The organism is Pseudophaeobacter sp. EL27 (assembly GCF_900313025.1).
GTDB lineage: Bacteria > Pseudomonadota > Alphaproteobacteria > Rhodobacterales > Rhodobacteraceae > Pseudophaeobacter.
Window position 1 is genome coordinate 67882 of the sequence record NZ_OMPQ01000002.1, and the last position, 17492, is coordinate 85373.

14 protein-coding genes are annotated in these 17492 nt (G+C 55.9%); 1 reads left to right on the plus strand and 13 read right to left on the minus strand.

All coding sequences use genetic code 11. The features are described 5' to 3' along the window. Positions 1–13: 13 nt before the first annotated feature. On the minus strand, positions 14–484 hold the full coding sequence (rpsG, locus tag ED661_RS00495) for a 30S ribosomal protein S7 (RefSeq protein WP_027257337.1): 471 nt from the start codon (positions 482–484) through the stop codon (positions 14–16). Positions 485–499: 15 nt separating this feature from the next. Continuing rightward, positions 500–871: a 30S ribosomal protein S12 gene (gene rpsL / locus ED661_RS00500; RefSeq protein ID WP_009810698.1), complete on the minus strand. Its 372-nt coding sequence runs from the start codon at positions 869–871 to the stop codon at positions 500–502. Positions 872–1235: 364 nt separating this feature from the next. On the opposite strand from rpsL, the gene ED661_RS00505 reads away from it, so the two are divergent. Beyond that, entirely contained in the window at positions 1236–2045 is an 810-nt protein-coding gene (locus ED661_RS00505) for a putative rhamnosyl transferase (RefSeq protein WP_122072004.1), read from the plus strand. Here ED661_RS00505 and ED661_RS00510 read toward each other — a convergent pair. The 11 genes from ED661_RS00510 to secE form a co-directional block, all read right to left on the minus strand. After that, a complete protein-coding gene (locus tag ED661_RS00510; protein WP_122072005.1) occupies positions 2042–2908 on the minus strand; it encodes a DMT family transporter in 867 nt (288 codons plus the stop codon). The two genes, ED661_RS00505 and ED661_RS00510, sit on opposite strands and share 4 nt — an antisense overlap. Before the next feature lie 5 nt (positions 2909–2913). Then, positions 2914–3720 (minus strand): glycosyltransferase, encoded by an 807-nt coding sequence (locus ED661_RS00515; protein ID WP_122072007.1) that lies wholly within the window; start codon positions 3718–3720, stop codon positions 2914–2916. Between the two features lie 156 nt (positions 3721–3876). Then, on the minus strand, positions 3877–8118 hold the full coding sequence (gene rpoC, locus ED661_RS00520; protein ID WP_122072008.1) for a DNA-directed RNA polymerase subunit beta': 4242 nt from the start codon (positions 8116–8118) through the stop codon (positions 3877–3879). A gap of 54 nt (positions 8119–8172) precedes the next feature. Continuing rightward, positions 8173–12309, minus strand: a complete 4137-nt coding sequence (gene rpoB / locus ED661_RS00525; protein ID WP_122072010.1) for a DNA-directed RNA polymerase subunit beta — start codon at positions 12307–12309, stop codon at positions 8173–8175. A gap of 266 nt (positions 12310–12575) precedes the next feature. Then, complete coding sequence (gene rplL / locus ED661_RS00530) at positions 12576–12947, minus strand: 50S ribosomal protein L7/L12 (RefSeq protein WP_122072011.1); 372 nt, start codon at positions 12945–12947, stop codon at positions 12576–12578. An 81-nt stretch (positions 12948–13028) separates the two neighbouring features. Further along, positions 13029–13547 (minus strand): 50S ribosomal protein L10, encoded by a 519-nt coding sequence (gene rplJ, locus ED661_RS00535; RefSeq protein WP_122072013.1) that lies wholly within the window; start codon positions 13545–13547, stop codon positions 13029–13031. 415 nt (positions 13548–13962) lie between these two features. Further along, positions 13963–14661, minus strand: coding sequence for a 50S ribosomal protein L1 (gene rplA / locus ED661_RS00540; protein WP_122072014.1), 699 nt, complete (start codon positions 14659–14661; stop codon positions 13963–13965). Position 14662: 1 nt separating this feature from the next. After that, complete coding sequence (gene rplK / locus ED661_RS00545; RefSeq protein ID WP_122072015.1) at positions 14663–15088, minus strand: 50S ribosomal protein L11; 426 nt, start codon at positions 15086–15088, stop codon at positions 14663–14665. A gap of 227 nt (positions 15089–15315) precedes the next feature. After that, positions 15316–16128, minus strand: a complete 813-nt coding sequence (locus ED661_RS00550; protein WP_122072016.1) for a class I SAM-dependent methyltransferase — start codon at positions 16126–16128, stop codon at positions 15316–15318. Between the two features lie 350 nt (positions 16129–16478). After that, complete coding sequence (gene nusG / locus ED661_RS00555; protein WP_054463460.1) at positions 16479–17012, minus strand: transcription termination/antitermination protein NusG; 534 nt, start codon at positions 17010–17012, stop codon at positions 16479–16481. 282 nt (positions 17013–17294) lie between these two features. Then, the gene (gene secE, locus ED661_RS00560) at positions 17295–17489 is read right to left on the minus strand and encodes a preprotein translocase subunit SecE (RefSeq protein WP_122072017.1); all 195 of its coding nucleotides are present in this window, start codon (positions 17487–17489) and stop codon (positions 17295–17297) included. Between the last annotated feature and the right edge of the window lie 3 nt (positions 17490–17492).

A 17492-nucleotide genomic window follows, 5' to 3' on the forward strand; every position in this document is an offset into this window, starting at 1 on the left:
TGTCCTTTGGAAATTACCAACGATAGTGGCTGAAGGCTTTGTTGGCTTCGGCCATCTTGTGGGTGTCTTCGCGTTTCTTGACAGCAGTACCGCGCGACTGAACAGCATCCATCAGCTCGCCTGCAAGGCGCTCTTCCATGGTGTTCTCATTGCGCTTGCGCGCTGCAGTGATCAACCAGCGGATGGCCAGGGCTTCGCGACGCTCAGGACGAACTTCGACGGGAACCTGGTAAGTCGCACCACCCACACGGCGGGAGCGAACTTCGACCGAAGGTTTGATGTTATCAAGAGCTTCGTGGAACACTTCCACCGGAGCACGCTTGATTTTGCCTTCAACGCGATCAAAGGCGTTGTAGACGATACGTTCTGCAACCGACTTCTTACCGTCGATCATCAGATTGTTCATGAATTTGGTCAGAACGCGGTCACCAAACTTAGCGTCTGGCAGTACTTCGCGTTTTTCAGCGGCGTGACGACGTGACATATCAGCCTCTCCTTCTTACTTAGGACGCTTGGCGCCGTACTTCGAACGACGTTGTTTACGGTCTTTGACGCCCTGGGTATCCAGAACACCGCGCAGGATGTGGTAACGGACACCGGGAAGATCTTTTACACGGCCGCCACGGATCAGAACCACAGAGTGCTCCTGAAGGTTATGGCTTTCACCTGGGATGTAGGAGATCACTTCGAAACCGTTGGTCAGGCGAACCTTGGCAACTTTCCGCATAGCGGAGTTCGGTTTCTTAGGTGTGGTGGTGTAAACACGAGTACATACGCCGCGTTTCTGCGGGCACTGCTCCAGGTGCATCGACTTGGAGCGTTTGATTTTAGGCTGGCGCGGCTTGCGGATCAGCTGTTGGATCGTTGGCATTCCGGTTCTTTCCCCGTTTCGCAACTTTGGTCATGCATGCTTCGAAAAGCATACGGCTAGGTCTTCATACACATGTGCAACCGCAAGCGTAAAAACCGCATTCGCTTCCATTCCGAGGTAAGCGACGCGGCGGTTTTACAGAGGGTTCAGGTGAAAAAAGTTCCCAAACCTTGGTCCACAACAGTATAGATATCGGCTTTAGGGGAGACCCCGAGCTGCCGGATAGGCGCGCGTATATGGGGAGTCGCAGGGCTTGTCAACTGCAACGCATCAAGTCCACCAAGGCAGAGCAGCTTGCGTGCCCGTCTTTGCCATGCATAGTTGTGCAGACATCCATCCCCTACAGCTTTTCAGGACGTAGCACATGCAGGTTATTGGTCTTTGCCGGTTTTCCTACCCCGCCATCGGCGGCTTTCAGGTGGAACACAGCTCGATAGAAGAGCGCATCGCCTTTCTCTTTGCTGAAGAGCGCTTGGAAGAACGGTTTCAGCTGATGGAGGCCATCGCCCTGCCCTGTCTGCGCGAACAAACCGATCAGGATTTTGAGCTGATCGTGGTTATCGGTGACAGCCTGCCAGCCCATCATGTCTCGCGGCTGCGCGATCTCTGCGCCGACATTCCCCAGATCACTATCCATGCCGAACCTCCACGCAAACAACGCGAGGTGATGAAGGCAATTCTGAATACGGCGCGGCGCGATCCAACGACCCCTTGCCTGCAGTTTCGCCATGATGACGATGATGCCATCTCGGTAGATTTCATCGAGCGGCTGCGTCAGACCCTTGACGACTGCTCTGGCCTGGTGGCGAAAAGCAAAACTCTGGCCGTGGATTTCAACCGCGGCTATGTCGCAGAGTTAGGGGCTGATGGTATCGCCGCGACTGAAATTCATCGCCCCTATTACGTCGCCTCGTTGGGGATGTTTGTGCAGGGCAACTGCCCGCTGACGATCATGAACTTTGCCCACGAAAAGATCCTGCGCTTTATGCCGACCGTTACCATTAGCGATGCACCGATGTTTGTGCGGAGCCACAATGGCTACAATGACTCGCGGCAGAAAAAGGTGAAACCCGTCCCGGTCACCCCAATCGATGCCGCGCTCGCTGCCGATTTTGAGGCGCGGTTTGCCCTGCGGCAAGACGAAGTGCGCCGGATCTTTGCGCGCAAGACCTAGCGCCGTACCTGCTGGCGCTCGCGGTACAGGGTGAAGACACCAGCTGCCACTACCAGGGCTCCGCCCATCAGCGTGAGGCTGTCTGGCCAATCGCCAAAGACCAGCCAGCCCAGGACGAGCGCCCAGAGCAAGCCGGTGTAGCGAAAAGGCGAAACCACAGCGACATCGCCAACCCGCATGGTCATGACCGAACACAGATAGCCAAACAATATGAAACAGGCCGCCCCTGCCAGCATACCAAATTGGCCCGGTGAGACGGGGGCCCAATCCTGAAACAGCGCGTAAGCGAGACCAAAAACGAGAACCGAAAGGGAGGCCATCAGGGTCACAGTCATGGAGGGAACATGCGCTGACATTCGACGTGTTGAAAGATCCCGCAGAGTGACGCAGGCAACCGCTCCCAGCGCGTAAAATGAGGCCACGTCAAACCCGTCCGGCCCTGGTCGCACAATCAGCAACATGCCACAAAACCCAACCAGGATCGCCAACATACGGCGCCAGCCCACCACCTCTTGAAACAGCAGTGCCGCCCCCAGTGTCACGGTGAGTGGAAGCATCTGCAAGACCGCCGTGATATTGGCAATCGGCATCCGCATCAACGCGGTGAGAAACAGAAAGGTCGCGCCGGCCTCCGACACACAGCGCAGGGCCACCAGCCCCCAATCGCGCCGCTCAAGACGAAAGCGCAGGCTACCTTGGTAGCGGGCAAGCCCATAGATCAACAGTCCGGCCATGGCGCCGCGCAGCACCAGGATCTGGGATAGGGGCAAGGCTTCGCCCACAGCCTTGACCAAGGTATCGTTGAAGGTAAAGGCAGCCATTGCCCCCATCATCAAAAACGCGCCACGTTGATTTTCTGTCATCAGTTCTAAAGCGCCTTCAACGCATCTAAGCTCTGGCCAAAATGGGCCTTCAGACCTGCGTCAATCTCAGCGGGTTCCATCTGCCGGGTGAGCCCGGTCTGTGCCGGTTCCGATTTGTTGTCGCCATGGATTGTGCGGATATAGGCCGGCACCTGCATATCCGAGTAGAGATTAAAATGGCGCGCCAGTTTGCGGTGGTTGAACTTATAGGGGTTCGCCCCGCTCCCCACCGGTGTCACCAGCGCGGTGCCCGCAGACAATGGCGCCTGTTCAATGGCGTCAAACACCTCTGCCCCTTCTGGCGTGGCCCGCAGATAGAAGCCACGGTTATGGGCAATCACAAAAGAGCTATCAGCAGGTTGCAGCGGCAAAAGCCCTGTGGCCAAGCGGCGGGTACGGCGGACAAAATCGAGATCCACCGCGTCGTCATCATCCAGCCGGAAAAGGATACGGTGGCTGGCATCATTTGACGGCACCGAGTCATAGCCCTGCTTCAGCAGGCGATAATGGTTGCGGGTGCCAACAGGGCGCAGGTGCATATTGTCGTAGGGCGCCAGAAGATCTCCCAAACGGTTTAGATAGATCTCGGGCATGGCCTTGGCGGTCAGCACAACCAGGTCAAAGTTGTCATCCGTTTGCTGAGCCAATGACGGCAGGCAGAGCTTTTCAAAGATACTGAACCGCAGCTCCATCCGGTCCGCATCAAACAGATGCCGGGCTGTTTGTTTCAGACTGGAAAACCGTTCAGAGTAATAGGTTGGCGTCAGCACCGAAAAGCGCACCAGCCCCACCATGTTCATGCTCTGCGTCATTCGTTCCCCTGCCCCTTGGCCCATCTAGGCAAAATTGCCATTGGGCACCGCCGTTGAGGTTAGATAGCCTATGGGTGCAGTTGGCACAAAAAGAAACCCCCGCAGCGGACCGCGGAGGTTTCAATCTTTTCAATCAGAGCCCTTGGGCGGCTGAAATCAATCGCGGCTTTCTGGTGTATCCACCAGATTGTCGAAGGTCTCAGCTGCCAGATCGCTTTCGACCACAGGCGCTGCCAGTGCGGCGGCGGCTTCGGCTTCTTCACGACGGGCTTCAAGAACCACATTGTCGCGACCCTGTGCGATCGTACGAACGCGCTGGGTTGCACCACCGGTCCCGGCTGGGATCAGGCGACCAACAATGACGTTCTCTTTCAGGCCAACCAGTTTGTCCTTCTTCCCCTGAACCGAAGCTTCGGTCAGAACCCGGGTGGTCTCCTGGAAGGAGGCCGCCGAGATGAAGGAACGTGTCTGCAACGATGCCTTGGTGATCCCGAGCAGGATCGGCGCGCCCTTGGCAGGACGTTTGTTGCGCGACATCGCCTTCTCATTGGCTGCGATGAACTCTGCCTTGTCGACATGTTCGCCCTTGAGCAGCGTGGTTTCACCCGAGTCCGAGATCTCCCACTTCTGCAGCATCTGGCGCACGATGACTTCGATGTGCTTATCGTTGATCTTCACACCCTGCAGGCGATAAACGTCCTGCACTTCGTCAATCATGTAGTTCGCCAGGGCTTCGACACCCATGATGCCCAGAATGTCATGCGGCGCTGGGTTACCGTCCATGATGTAGTCACCCTTCTGGACAAAGTCACCTTCCGCAACAGGAATGTGCTTGCCCTTGGGCACCATGTATTCGACGGCATCCTGTGACTCATCCGCAGGATCAATGGCGATGCGACGCTTGTTCTTGTAGTCGCGGCCAAAGCGCACGTAACCATCTTGCTCGGCGATGATCGCGTGATCCTTGGGACGACGGGCCTCAAACAATTCCGCAACCCGTGGCAGACCACCGGTAATGTCCTTGGTCTTGGCGCCTTCACGCGGAATACGCGCAACAACGTCACCAGCCTGAACCGCTTCGTTGTCCTCAACAGAGAGAACCGCATCCACGGACATCGGGTAGGTCACAGGGTTGCCATTGTCGAGACGCATGGGCTCGCCATTGGCATCCACCAGAATGATCTCAGGCTTGAGTTCGCTGCCTTTGGGGGCGGCGCGCCAGTCAATCACGATCTTCTGGGTCATACCTGTTGCTTCATCGGTTTCATCGCGCACCGCGATACCCGAAACCAGGTCGACATATTTTGTCGTACCGGATTTTTCGGCGATGATTGGCAGAGTATAGGGATCCCATTCAAACAGCTTGTCGCCACGGGCAATTTGCTGGCCCGCCTTGACGAAGAGTTTGGAACCATAGCTCAGCTTGTGGCTGGCGCGTTCTTCACCGTGCTCATCCTGGATGATCATCTTCATGTTACGACCAACAATCAGAACATCTCCATCGGAGTTTTTCAGAGTGTTTTCGTTTTCAAAGACGATCTTGCCTTCATGGCTGGCTTCCTGGAAGGACTGCTGACCACCCTGAGCAACGCCGCCGATGTGGAATGTCCGCATCGTCAGCTGTGTACCAGGTTCACCAATCGACTGCGCGGCGATAATACCAACAGCTTCACCGGTGTTGACCATGGTGCCGCGTGCAAGGTCACGACCATAGCACATGGCGCAGACGCCTTCTTCGGCCTCACAGGTCAGAGGCGAACGAATACGCATGGTCTGAACACCGGCTTCTTCGATGGTGTCGGACAGGCGTTCGTCGATCAGCTGACCGGCAACAGCCAGGATCTCGTCGGTACCGGGACGTTTTACGTCTTCGGCAGTGACACGACCCAGGATGCGCTCACCAAGGCTGGCAACCACTTCACCATCGTTGACCGCAGCAGAGGCCGTGATCGAGTTTTCGGTGCCACAGTCACGATCGCGAACGATGCAATCCTGTGCCACGTCAACCAGACGACGGGTCAGATAACCCGAGTTCGCTGTTTTCAGAGCCGTATCCGACAGACCTTTACGGGCACCGTGGGTGGAGTTGAAGTACTCCAGAACCGACAGGCCTTCCTTAAAGTTCGAGATGATCGGTGTCTCGATGATGTCGCCGTTCGGCTTGGCCATCAGGCCCCGCATACCGCCCAGCTGTTTCATCTGCGTAACCGAACCACGGGCACCAGAGTGCGCCATCATGTAGACCGAGTTTGGTTCCGCTTCAGAGCCATTGTCATGACGCTTGGAAGTCGAAATCGTGGTCATCATGGCGTCGGTGACGCGGTCGTTACACTTGGACCAGGCATCAACAACTTTGTTGTACTTTTCGCCCTGAGTGATCAGGCCGTCCATGTACTGCTGTTCAAAGTCTTTCACCAGGTCACGGGTCTCATTGACAATGGGCCATTTGGTTTCAGGAACAACCATGTCGTCCTTGCCAAACGAGATACCCGCTTTAAAGGCTTCGCGGAAACCCATGGTCATGATCTGATCACAGAAGATAACCGACTCTTTCTGACCGCAGTAACGATAGACCGTATCGATGACCTGCTGAACTTCCTTCTTCCGCAGAAGACGGTTCACCAGCTCAAACGGAGCCTTGGCGTTCTTTGGCAGCAATGCGCCCAGCATGACGCGACCCGGCGTGGTTTCAAAGCGCTGAAGCACCTCGTTGCCTTCGTCGTCGATCTGGGTAATCCGCGCAGTCACACGGGAGTGCAGGTGAACTTCACCGGCGTCCAGCGCGTGCTGTACTTCTTCGATGGTGCCAAAGACCTTGCCTTCACCGATCATGCCTTCGCGGTCCAGGGTCACATAGTAGAGACCCAAGATCATATCCTGCGAAGGAACGATGATTGGTGCGCCGTTTGCAGGCGACAGAACGTTGTTGGTCGACATCATCAGAACACGCGCTTCCAGCTGGGCCTCAAGGCTCAGTGGAACGTGAACAGCCATCTGGTCACCGTCAAAGTCAGCGTTAAAGGCCGAGCAGACCAGCGGGTGCAGCTGGATAGCCTTGCCTTCGATCAGCGTGGGTTCAAACGCTTGGATACCAAGACGGTGCAGCGTTGGCGCACGGTTCAGCATGACAGGGTGTTCGCGGATGACCTCATCCAGGATATCCCAGACTTCGGGACGCTCTTTTTCCACCAGCTTCTTCGCCTGCTTCACGGTGGAGGACAGACCTTTGGCCTCCAGACGCGAGTAGATGAAGGGCTTGAAGAGTTCCAAGGCCATCTTTTTCGGCAAGCCACATTGATGCAGCTTGAGTTCCGGGCCGGTCACAATGACCGAACGACCGGAGAAGTCGACGCGCTTACCCAAAAGGTTCTGACGGAAGCGGCCCTGCTTACCCTTCAGCATGTCGCTGAGCGATTTCAGCGGACGCTTGTTGGCACCAGTGATGACGCGACCACGACGGCCGTTGTCGAACAGCGCATCGACAGATTCCTGCAGCATCCGCTTTTCGTTGCGGACGATGATGTCAGGCGCGCGCAGCTCAATCAGACGCTTCAGACGGTTGTTCCGGTTGATCACCCGACGATAGAGATCGTTGAGATCGGACGTCGCAAAACGGCCACCATCCAGCGGCACCAGCGGGCGCAGTTCTGGTGGGATGACCGGGATCACGGTCATGATCATCCACTCTGGGCGGTTGCCGGATTCCAGGAAGGATTCGACAACTTTCAGACGTTTGATGATCTTCTTGGGCTTCAGCTCACCGGTGGCCTCAGCCAGCTCGGCGCGCAGGTGCTCTGCCTCAGAGTCCAGATCAATGGCCGCCAGCATTTCGCGGATCGCTTCTGCGCCGATATTGGCGGTGAAAGCATCCATGCCATAGGCATCCTGAGCGTCCATATACTCTTCTTCGCTCATCATCTGGCCATAGGTCAGATCGGTCAGACCTGGCTCGATAACAACGTAGTTTTCAAAGTACAGAACCCGCTCCAGATCGCGCAGTGTCATGTCCAGCATGAGACCGATCCGGCTGGGGAGCGATTTCAGGAACCAGATATGCGCCACTGGGGAGGCCAGTTCGATATGGCCCATGCGCTCACGGCGCACCTTCTGCAGGGTAACTTCAACACCACATTTCTCGCAGACAACGCCGCGATACTTCATGCGCTTATATTTACCGCAAAGGCATTCGTAGTCTTTGATCGGGCCAAAGATACGGGCACAGAACAGACCATCGCGCTCGGGCTTGAAGGTCCGGTAGTTGATGGTTTCTGGCTTTTTGATTTCGCCATAGGACCAAGACAGGATCCGTTCCGGTGACGCCAAGGATACTTTGATTTCATCAAAGACCTTTGTGGGCGTCAACGGGTTGAACGGGTTGTTGGTGATTTCCTGGTTCATTTGTGTTTCCTCAAATTTGTGCGGAAGGGTGGAGGGAAGTAAGGGCGGGCGCCCTTACTCCTCTTCCTCCGCATCCAGGAGTTCCATGTTCAGGCCGAGGCCACGGACTTCTTTGACCAGAACGTTGAAGCTTTCGGGTACGCCCGCTTCAAAGTTGTCCTCGCCCTTGACGATCGATTCATAGACCTTGGTCCGACCGGCAACGTCATCCGATTTAACGGTGAGCATTTCCTGCAGGGTGTAGGCGGCGCCATAGGCTTCGAGAGCCCAGACTTCCATTTCCCCGAAACGCTGACCACCAAACTGCGCCTTACCACCCAATGGCTGCTGGGTAACCAGCGAGTATGGGCCAGTGGAACGGGCGTGGATTTTGTCGTCAACCAGGTGATGCAGTTTCAGCAGGTACTTGATACCGACGGTCACAGGGCGGGCAAACTGCTCACCGGTACGACCATCATACAGAACCGACTGACCAGAGGAGTCGAACCCGGCGCGCACCAGCGCGTCGTTTACGTCAGCCTCTTTGGCACCGTCAAAGACAGGTGTCGCAATTGGCACACCGCGGGTCACATTGCCTGCCGCCTCAAGAAGATCGTCTTCGGACATGTCCGCCAGACCTTCTTCATAGACGTTTTCGCCATAGGCATGTTTCATCGCGTCCCGAACAGGGGTCAGATCGCCGGAGCGACGGAATTCCTGCAGCGCATCATCCACCTGGATGCCCAGACCGCGTGCGGCCCAGCCCATATGCGTTTCAAGAATCTGACCAACGTTCATCCGCGAGGGAACACCGAGCGGGTTCAGACAGAAATCGACAGGGGTACCATCCTGAAGGAACGGCATGTCCTCCATGGGAACCACTTTCGAGATCACACCTTTGTTGCCGTGACGACCAGCCATTTTATCACCTGGCTGAAGCTTACGCTTCACGGCGATAAAGACTTTGACCATCTTCATCACACCGGGCGGCAGATCGTCACCACGGCGGACTTTTTCAACCTTGTCTTCAAAACGGGCGTCCAGAGCACGTTTCTGTGCCTCGTACTGCTCGTTCAGGGCCTCAACAACCTTGGCGTCCTGCTCTTCTTCCAGAGCGATCATCCACCACTGGCCACGGCTCAGTTGCGACAGGGCATCTTCGTCAACGGCGGCACCGGTACGGATACCTTTGGGGCCTTTGACAGCCACTTTACCCAGCAGCATGCTGCGCAGACGGGCGTAGATGTTGCGGTCCAGGATCGCGAGCTCATCGTCGCGGTCACGGGCCAGACGTTCGACTTCTTCACGCTCGATCTGCAGCGCACGCTCGTCTTTTTCCACACCATGACGGTTGAAGACGCGGACTTCGACGATTGTGCCGTAGTCACCAGGCTTCACCCGCAGGGAGGTGTCACGCACGTCCGAGGCTTTCTCACCAAAGATGGCGCGCAGCAGTTTCTCTTCTGGCGTCATTGGGCTTTCGCCCTTTGGTGTGATCTTGCCGACCAGAATATCGCCCGGTTCAACATCAGCGCCGATGTACACGATGCCAGCCTCGTCGAGGTTGCGCAGTGCTTCTTCACCAACGTTGGGGATGTCACGGGTGATTTCTTCTGGGCCCAGCTTGGTATCACGGGCGGCGACTTCAAATTCTTCGATGTGGATCGAAGTAAAGACGTCGTCACGGGCGATACGCTCGGAGATCAGAATGGAGTCTTCGTAGTTGTAGCCATTCCAGGGCATGAAGGCTACGACGACGTTTTTACCCAGAGCCAGTTCACCAATATCGGTGGAGGGGCCATCGGCAATCACTTCGCCCTTGCGGACTTCCTGGCCTACTTTCACCAGCGGACGCTGGTTGATGCAGGTGTTCTGGTTCGAACGCTGGAATTTGCGCATGCGGTAGATGTCTACGCCTGCGTCACCCAGTTCGAGATCGGATGTGGCGCGAATAACGATACGCTGAGCATCAACCTGATCGATGATACCGCCGCGTTTCGCCATGATCGCCGCACCAGAATCGCGGGCCACAACTTCTTCGATGCCGGTGCCGACCAATGGGGCCTCGGCGCGCAAAAGTGGAACCGCCTGACGTTGCATGTTCGAACCCATCAGGGCCCGGTTCGCATCGTCATTTTCAAGGAACGGGATAAGCGACGCCGCAACCGAGACCAGCTGCTTCGGCGAAACGTCGATCAGATCAACGCTTTCGCTAGGCGCCAGGGTGTAGTCACCGGATTGACGGGTCGAGACAAGATCGTTCTTGAACTTGCCGTTCTCATCCAGCGAGGCGTTGGCCTGAGCCACAGTGTGGCGCATTTCTTCGGTCGCCGACATGTAGTGAACTTCGTCAGTCACTTTGCCTTCGTTCACAACACGATAAGGCGTCTCGATGAAGCCATACTTGTTGACGCGGGCAAAGGTCGCCAGCGAGTTGATCAGACCAATGTTCGGGCCTTCCGGCGTTTCAATGGGACACATCCGGCCATAGTGGGTCGGGTGAACATCTCGCACTTCAAAACCGGCACGCTCACGGGTCAGACCGCCAGGCCCAAGCGCCGAGAGACGGCGTTTGTGGGTGACTTCCGACAGCGGGTTGGTTTGGTCCATGAACTGCGACAGCTGCGAAGAGCCGAAGAATTCACGCACCGCAGCCGCGGCGGGTTTGGCGTTGATCAGATCCTGTGGCATCACAGTGTCGATCTCGACAGAAGACATCCGCTCTTTGATCGCGCGCTCCATGCGCAGCAGACCAACGCGGTACTGGTTTTCCATCAATTCGCCAACGGACCGTACACGACGGTTGCCCAGGTGGTCGATGTCATCGATGCCGCCACGGCCATCACGCAGATCAACCAGGGCCTTGATGCAGGAGACGATGTCTTCCTTGCGCAGGGTCCGCTGGGTGTCTTCGGCGTCCAGTGCCAGACGCATGTTCATTTTCACCCGACCAACGGCCGAGAGATCATAGCGTTCACTATCAAAGAACAATGTGTCAAACAGCGCAGAAGCAGCTTCGACGGTGGGTGGCTCGCCTGGGCGCATCACACGGTAGATATCCATAAGCGCGGTATCGCGACCCATGTTTTTATCCGCCGCCATGGTGTTGCGCATGTAGGGGCCAACATTGACGTTGTCGATGTCCAGAACAGGAATATCGGTGATCCCGGCATCCATCAGCTCTTTGACGGTACCGCCAATGATCTCGCCACCCTTGTCGTGTTCCAGGGTCAGCTCATCGCCGGCCTCAACGTAGATCGCACCGTTTTCTTCGTTGATGATATCCTTGGCGACGAACTTGCCAAGAATGTTATCAAACGGGACCAGAAGATTGCTGATCGCGCCCTCGTCGATCATCTTCTTCACGGCACGGGGGGTTACCTTTTTGCCAGCTTCGGCAAAGATCTCACCGGAGGCCGCATCGACCAGATCAAAGGTCGGGCGGGTGCCACGCACACGATCGGGGAAGAAGGGGGTCACCCAACCACGGCTCTTATCGAGCGAGTAGTTCACCGTGTCGTAGTAGGAATCCATGATGGTTTCCTGGTCCAGCCCCAGCGCATAAAGCAGGGTAGTCACAGGCAGTTTGCGGCGACGGTCGATCCGGGCAAAAACGATGTCTTTGGCGTCGAATTCGAAGTCCAGCCAGGAGCCGCGATACGGGATAATGCGGCAGGCAAACAGCAGCTTACCAGAGGAATGCGTCTTACCCTTGTCGTGATCAAAGAACACGCCAGGCGAGCGGTGCATCTGGGAGACGATAACACGCTCGGTGCCATTGACGACAAAGGTGCCATTGGGGGTCATCAGAGGCATATCGCCCATGAAGACGTCTTGCTCTTTGATGTCCTTGACCGACTTGGCGCCGGTATCTTCGTCGATATCAAACACGATCAGACGCAGAGTAACCTTCAGCGGCGCTGAATAGGTCATGTCGCGCTGCATGCACTCTTCGACGTCGTATTTGGGCTTCTCGAACGCGTATTTCACGAACTCCAGAACGGAGGTTTCGTTGAAATCCTTGATCGGGAAAACCGACTGGAATACGCCCTTGATACCCTCACCGTCGAGCGGCTCTGGGGAATCTCCGGAACGGAGAAACAGGTCGTATGACGATTTCTGAACCTCAATGAGGTTCGGCATATCCAGCACTTCGCGGATTTTGCCATAGTATTTACGTAGACGTTTCTGGCCAAGGAACGTTTGAGCCATGTCAGATGTCACCTTTCGAGTTCTCACCGGTCAAGACTGCTGCCGGGCCACAGCATCTTGCCCATACGAGACAGCGTGGTTGGATCTATTCATGGCCACCGTCCCGAATGGCGGCCTCCCGATCCGTTGAACCTCGCCTGAGAAAAGGCCGTTAACTATGGCCCTTACTGAGACAGATTCGGCTGGACCCGAATTTCTTCGGATCCAGCCTGAATTTTGCAAGGATAAGGTCAGGAAATCCCGACCAACTCCCCAGACAAAATGGCTTAGGCCACTTCGACTTCGGCGCCAGCTGCTTCCAGCTTGCCTTTGACTTCTTCGGCTTCGTCTTTCGACACGCCTTCTTTGATCTTGCCGCCAGCTTCGACCAGCTCTTTGGCTTCTTTCAGGCCAAGACCGGTGATCGCGCGAACTTCTTTGATCACGTTGATCTTGGACGCGCCGGCGTTCTTCAGAACGACGTCGAATTCGGTTTTTTCTTCTTCAGCAGCGCCGCCATCGGCGGGGCCTGCCATCATCACTGCGCCGCCAGCGGCGGGCTCGATGCCATACTCGTCTTTGAGGATGGTTTTCAGTTCTTGTGCTTCCAGCAGGGTCAGACCCACGATGCTTTCTGCGAGTGCTTTCAGATCAGCCATTGTATCAGCTCTTTCCGTGTTCAGTGTATGTGTTCTAACGCATGGGATATTTCCCCACGCCAGTCATTCAGTGCTAACCGCTTACGCAGCTTCCGCCTTCTCTTCGATGGTCGAAAGAATGCTTGCGATATTGCTTGCAGGTGCGCCAATGGCCCCAGCGATGTTGCTTGCAGGTGCGCCGATGCAGCTTGCGATCTGAGCAATAAGCTCGTCGCGCGAAGGCATTTTCGACACAGCTGTAACACCAGCCCGGTCCAGAGCGTTCTCACCCATTGCGCCGCCAAGAATTTCGAATTTCTTGTTCTCTTTGGCGAATTCCTCGGCAACCTTGGCCGCAGCCACAGGATCCTCGGAGTAGGTCAGAACGGTCATCCCCGTCAGCAGGTTAGACATGCTTTCACACGGCTTACCCTCGAGGGCGATTTTGGCGAGCCTGTTTTTGGCAACACGCACGGCACTACCAGCTTCGCTTGCGCGCGCTCGTAGGTCCTGCATCTCAGCAACTGTCAGACCGACGTAGTGGGAAACCACCACGACGCCAGAGCTTTCGAAGATCTGGCCGAGTTCCTCGACCAATTTCTCTTTCTGGGCTCTATCCACAGTTCTCTCCAAATTTGGGGTGTAAACACCCCGGCTCATTGATGTGCCAGACATAAATGCCTGACGTTCAAGTCCGTTTTACCGGGATAGCCAACCTCGCCCGAAGGTATAAAGAACCCTCGATCTTATTTGTCTTTCCCGTCTCAGGAGGGAAATTAAGACCCGATCGACAGGTCACCCACCATCTTGGACGAAATGAAATAAAGCGCACGACGAATCGCACGCTTTACCTCTTGGTCGTATTACTGCCAATTCGAGGGATTTCCAAGTGGTAAATCATCCAATCCGGAACAAGGGCCGGACAGCCTAAAAAACCAGCACCGTTTCCCGCGAAACGCCGCGCTCCAGTGACAATAGAAAAAGGGCGGGCCCTTCGGCGCCGCCCATTCTCAATTCACATCGACAAGTTGCGATCTCACTCAGAGACAGCAGCGTCCACGTCCAGGGTCACACCAGGGCCCATTGTCGAAGTCAGAACGATCTTCTTCATGTAGGCACCTTTGGCACCCGATGGGCGCGCCTTGGCAACGGCGGCGATAAAGGCAGAGACGTTTTCGGCCAGCTTGGCTTCGTCGAAGGACGCTTTGCCAACGCCTGCGTGCACAACGCCACCTTTTTCAGCTTTGAACTGAACTTCGCCGCCTTTGGCCGCTTCGACAGCTGCCTTGACGTCCATGGTCACGGTGCCAACTTTTGGGTTTGGCATCAGGTTACGTGGGCCGAGGACCTTACCCAGACGACCAACGATTGGCATCATGTCAGGGGTGGCAATACAACGATCAAAATCGAGGTTACCGGCCTGGATGCTTTCCATCAGGTCTTCTGCGCCAACAATGTCTGCACCAGCAGCTGTTGCTTCGTCAGCCTTGGGGCCACGAGCGAATACCGCAACGCGCATGGCTTTGCCGGTGCCGTTTGGCAGGCCAACAACGCCACGAACCATCTGGTCCGCGTGACGGGTGTCAACGCCGAGGTTCAGAGCAATCTCGATGGTCTCGTCGAACTTCGAGGTTGCATTGGCTTTGACCAGAGCAACGGCTTCAGCAACGGTGAGGTTGGCTTTGCCAGCGACTGCTTCGCGCGCGGCGCGTGTACGTTTTCCGAGCTTTGCCATCTTACTTCACCTCGATGCCCATGGAGCGGGCAGAGCCCAGAATGATCTTCATCGCCGCTTCGATATCGTTGGCGTTCAGATCTTTCATTTTTGCTTCGGCGATTTCTTTCACCTGAGCAGCCGTAACGGTGCCAACGGTTTCACGCGAAGGTGTCTTGGCGCCGGATTTAACTTTGGCAGCCTTCTTCAGGTAATAAGACGCAGGCGGCGTCTTGATGTCCATGGTGAAGGACTTGTCCTGATAGTAGGTGATCACGGTTGGGCAAGGCGCACCTGGCTCCATGTCTGCGGTCTTGGCGTTGAACGCCTTGCAGAATTCCATGATGTTGATGCCGCGCTGACCCAGAGCGGGGCCAACTGGCGGGGATGGGTTTGCCTGACCTGCAGCAACCTGCAGTTTCATCGAACCAACAAGCTTCTTAGCCATTTGGTTGTCCTTTCAACGGAGGATGAGACGCGTCCCATCCGATTTGGTGTTGCGTGGTCCGACCGAAGATCGCGACCTCCGAATCTCCCACGAGAGAATCTCGCCCAAAGACGATTGGGGGCACTTACAGGGGAATGGTGTGGCTGGCAAGCGGGCAGCGTGACAAAAGCCAATATCCACCCACTCCGCCTTTAGTGTTTCATGGCGCTTGATGCGTTATGCAGCCATCAGCCAAGAGGGACGCCGAACGATCCGCGCGCGCTGTCTTCGTCGGCCCGTTTAAGCCTCCGCTTCGATGGCTTAAGCCCTTCACGTAACTGCTCATCGCTGGTGAGAACGGGAAGATCCTGCTCTTCCTTGGACAACAGGATTGTCCGCGCACCTGTTGAGCCATCAAACCGGTACATGTGCATTGTCTGCCAATTGAAGTGGCCGCCCTTCCACAGGTTCGAAATATCGGCGACAAAGTTATGACATTGCTGGTTCTCCATCAGCAGAACAAACTGATTTGCCGAATTGACCATATTTGCCAAAGCGACAAAATGACTAACCGCCGTGTGGATGTGCATCAATACGGTTTGGCTGTAAACGAAATCCGCACGCGGCCAATGATTTGAGAAAGGCATCGTAAGATCCTGCAGAGAAAGATCTGCAGCCAGTTCGGGGTGCCGCCCTGCAGCAAGATCCAACTGCGTTTGCCCCCGATCAGCACCAGAAAAGGCAATCGTGGGGAACAGGGCCTTACCATTGGCCAAATGATCTCCGGCGCCGCAGCCTACCTCGTGGACCGACCCAGGTTGCAGTCGCCCTATCGCCTCAAGAATTGCCTGTTGATTGGGGTGAATTGGCCGCCCCGATGCAACAATATGGCCGGTGGCTTCATCAAAGCTCAACTCACCAGATTTAGCGACCGCCTGGCTATCGCGTTCCACAACCCCAACCAACCTACGTTCGTAGGAATCAGCTGTGTAGGTATTCCAGTCAAAATCATCATCATAGAATTTACGTGATTTGTAGAACAATCGACCCCGCAACGACATGCTTAGGACCTCCGCTAATTGTAGAATAAAATGCCCCTAGTTCGGCATAGGCTTCCATAACACGCAATGACACAAGGTGCATACAAACAAGTTTTGCAGCTGTGGCAGGGCCATAGGCCTTACAGGCTCTAACAGACGACTGTTCTCAATTCGCGACAGAACCAGGCATTGGGCAGGGGTTTAAAGCAATTCGCCCCCGATATTGCCGGAATGCATGCAGGCCCAACCTAGCGACCCAGATTAACCCGTGCTCAAAGGCGTCAGTTTCACAGCTACAGCTCCGCACAGAACACAAAACGCCGCGATCCCAAGGGCATCGCGGCGTTTCTAATTCTGAATTTTCTAAGCAATCAGCTCTGCTTGGTGACCTGGGTGTAGTCCAGCTCGACCGGGGTTTCGCGGCCAAAGATGGAGACCGAAACCTTGAGCTTCTGCGCCTCATCATCGACACCCTCGACCATACCGTCGAAGTCCTCGAATGGGCCGTCGTTGACCTTGACCTTATCACCGATCTCAAAGGAGATCAGGGTGCGTGGTGCCTCGACGCCCTCCTCAACACGGCCCAGGATGCCCTGAACTTCGGCGTCACGCATCGGCATCGGACGGCCCTGTGGGCCGAGGAAGCCGGTAACCCGGTTGATCGAGGAAATCAGGTGATAGCCACGGTCGGACATTTCCATATGGACCAGCACGTAGCCGGGCATAAAGCGGCGCTCGGTCGAGACCTTTTTGCCGCGGCGGATCTCGATCACCTCTTCGGTGGGGACCAGGACCTCATCGATTTCGTCCTCAAGCCCTTGCTCAGCAACGGATGTGCGAATCTGCTCTGCGATTTTCTTTTCGAAGTTCGAAAGAACGCTGACCGAATACCACCGTTTCGCCATGAACTTGACCGTCCTTAGTTTTGCCGCGCGAAAAGGATTTCGACGCCGTCAGTAAAATTGATATCTGCCGTGATCCTGCCCAGACACTTACAGCGCCTTAACAAAAATCGGCGCGCAACACGAATCGCCGCACGCCCACGTCAGAGGTTCTGGCTCAACTACCCGCCCACGGGGGCAAGATCAAGAGCCGGGTCCGGTTTTGTACGGGCCGGATGGCCCGCTGATCAGTCCAGCAAATTGGGGCAAGCAACAGCGCACTCCAATTGATCTGGGGCTGAGTGCTTAAAACATGCCCAGCAGGCCTTGCAGACCAAAGCGGATCACCAGATCAACCAAGGCAAAAAACACGGCTGTCAAAGCGGCCATGATAAAGACCATGACAGTGGTCAGCAGAACTTCGCGACGAGTAGGCCAAACGACCTTGCTCACCTCGGCACGAACTTGCTGGATGAACTGAACGGGATTGAGTGTGGCCATGTG

Excerpts from the sequence above, each read along its gene's own strand:
- rpsG (WP_027257337.1), bottom strand. The coding sequence starts at position 484 with ATGTCACGTCGTCACGCCGCTGAAAAACGCGAAGTACTGCCAGACGCT.
- rpsL (WP_009810698.1), bottom strand. The coding sequence starts at position 871 with ATGCCAACGATCCAACAGCTGATCCGCAAGCCGCGCCAGCCTAAAATC.
- ED661_RS00505 (WP_122072004.1), top strand. The coding sequence starts at position 1,236 with ATGCAGGTTATTGGTCTTTGCCGGTTTTCCTACCCCGCCATCGGCGGC.
- ED661_RS00510 (WP_122072005.1), bottom strand. The coding sequence starts at position 2,908 with ATGACAGAAAATCAACGTGGCGCGTTTTTGATGATGGGGGCAATGGCT.
- ED661_RS00515 (WP_122072007.1), bottom strand. The coding sequence starts at position 3,720 with ATGACGCAGAGCATGAACATGGTGGGGCTGGTGCGCTTTTCGGTGCTG.
- rpoC (WP_122072008.1), bottom strand. The coding sequence starts at position 8,118 with ATGAACCAGGAAATCACCAACAACCCGTTCAACCCGTTGACGCCCACA.
- rpoB (WP_122072010.1), bottom strand. The coding sequence starts at position 12,309 with ATGGCTCAAACGTTCCTTGGCCAGAAACGTCTACGTAAATACTATGGC.
- rplL (WP_122072011.1), bottom strand. The coding sequence starts at position 12,947 with ATGGCTGATCTGAAAGCACTCGCAGAAAGCATCGTGGGTCTGACCCTG.
- rplA (WP_122072014.1), bottom strand. The coding sequence starts at position 14,661 with ATGGCAAAGCTCGGAAAACGTACACGCGCCGCGCGCGAAGCAGTCGCT.
- rplK (WP_122072015.1), bottom strand. The coding sequence starts at position 15,088 with ATGGCTAAGAAGCTTGTTGGTTCGATGAAACTGCAGGTTGCTGCAGGT.
- ED661_RS00550 (WP_122072016.1), bottom strand. The coding sequence starts at position 16,128 with ATGTCGTTGCGGGGTCGATTGTTCTACAAATCACGTAAATTCTATGAT.
- nusG (WP_054463460.1), bottom strand. The coding sequence starts at position 17,012 with ATGGCGAAACGGTGGTATTCGGTCAGCGTTCTTTCGAACTTCGAAAAG.
- secE (WP_122072017.1), bottom strand. The coding sequence starts at position 17,489 with ATGGCCACACTCAATCCCGTTCAGTTCATCCAGCAAGTTCGTGCCGAG.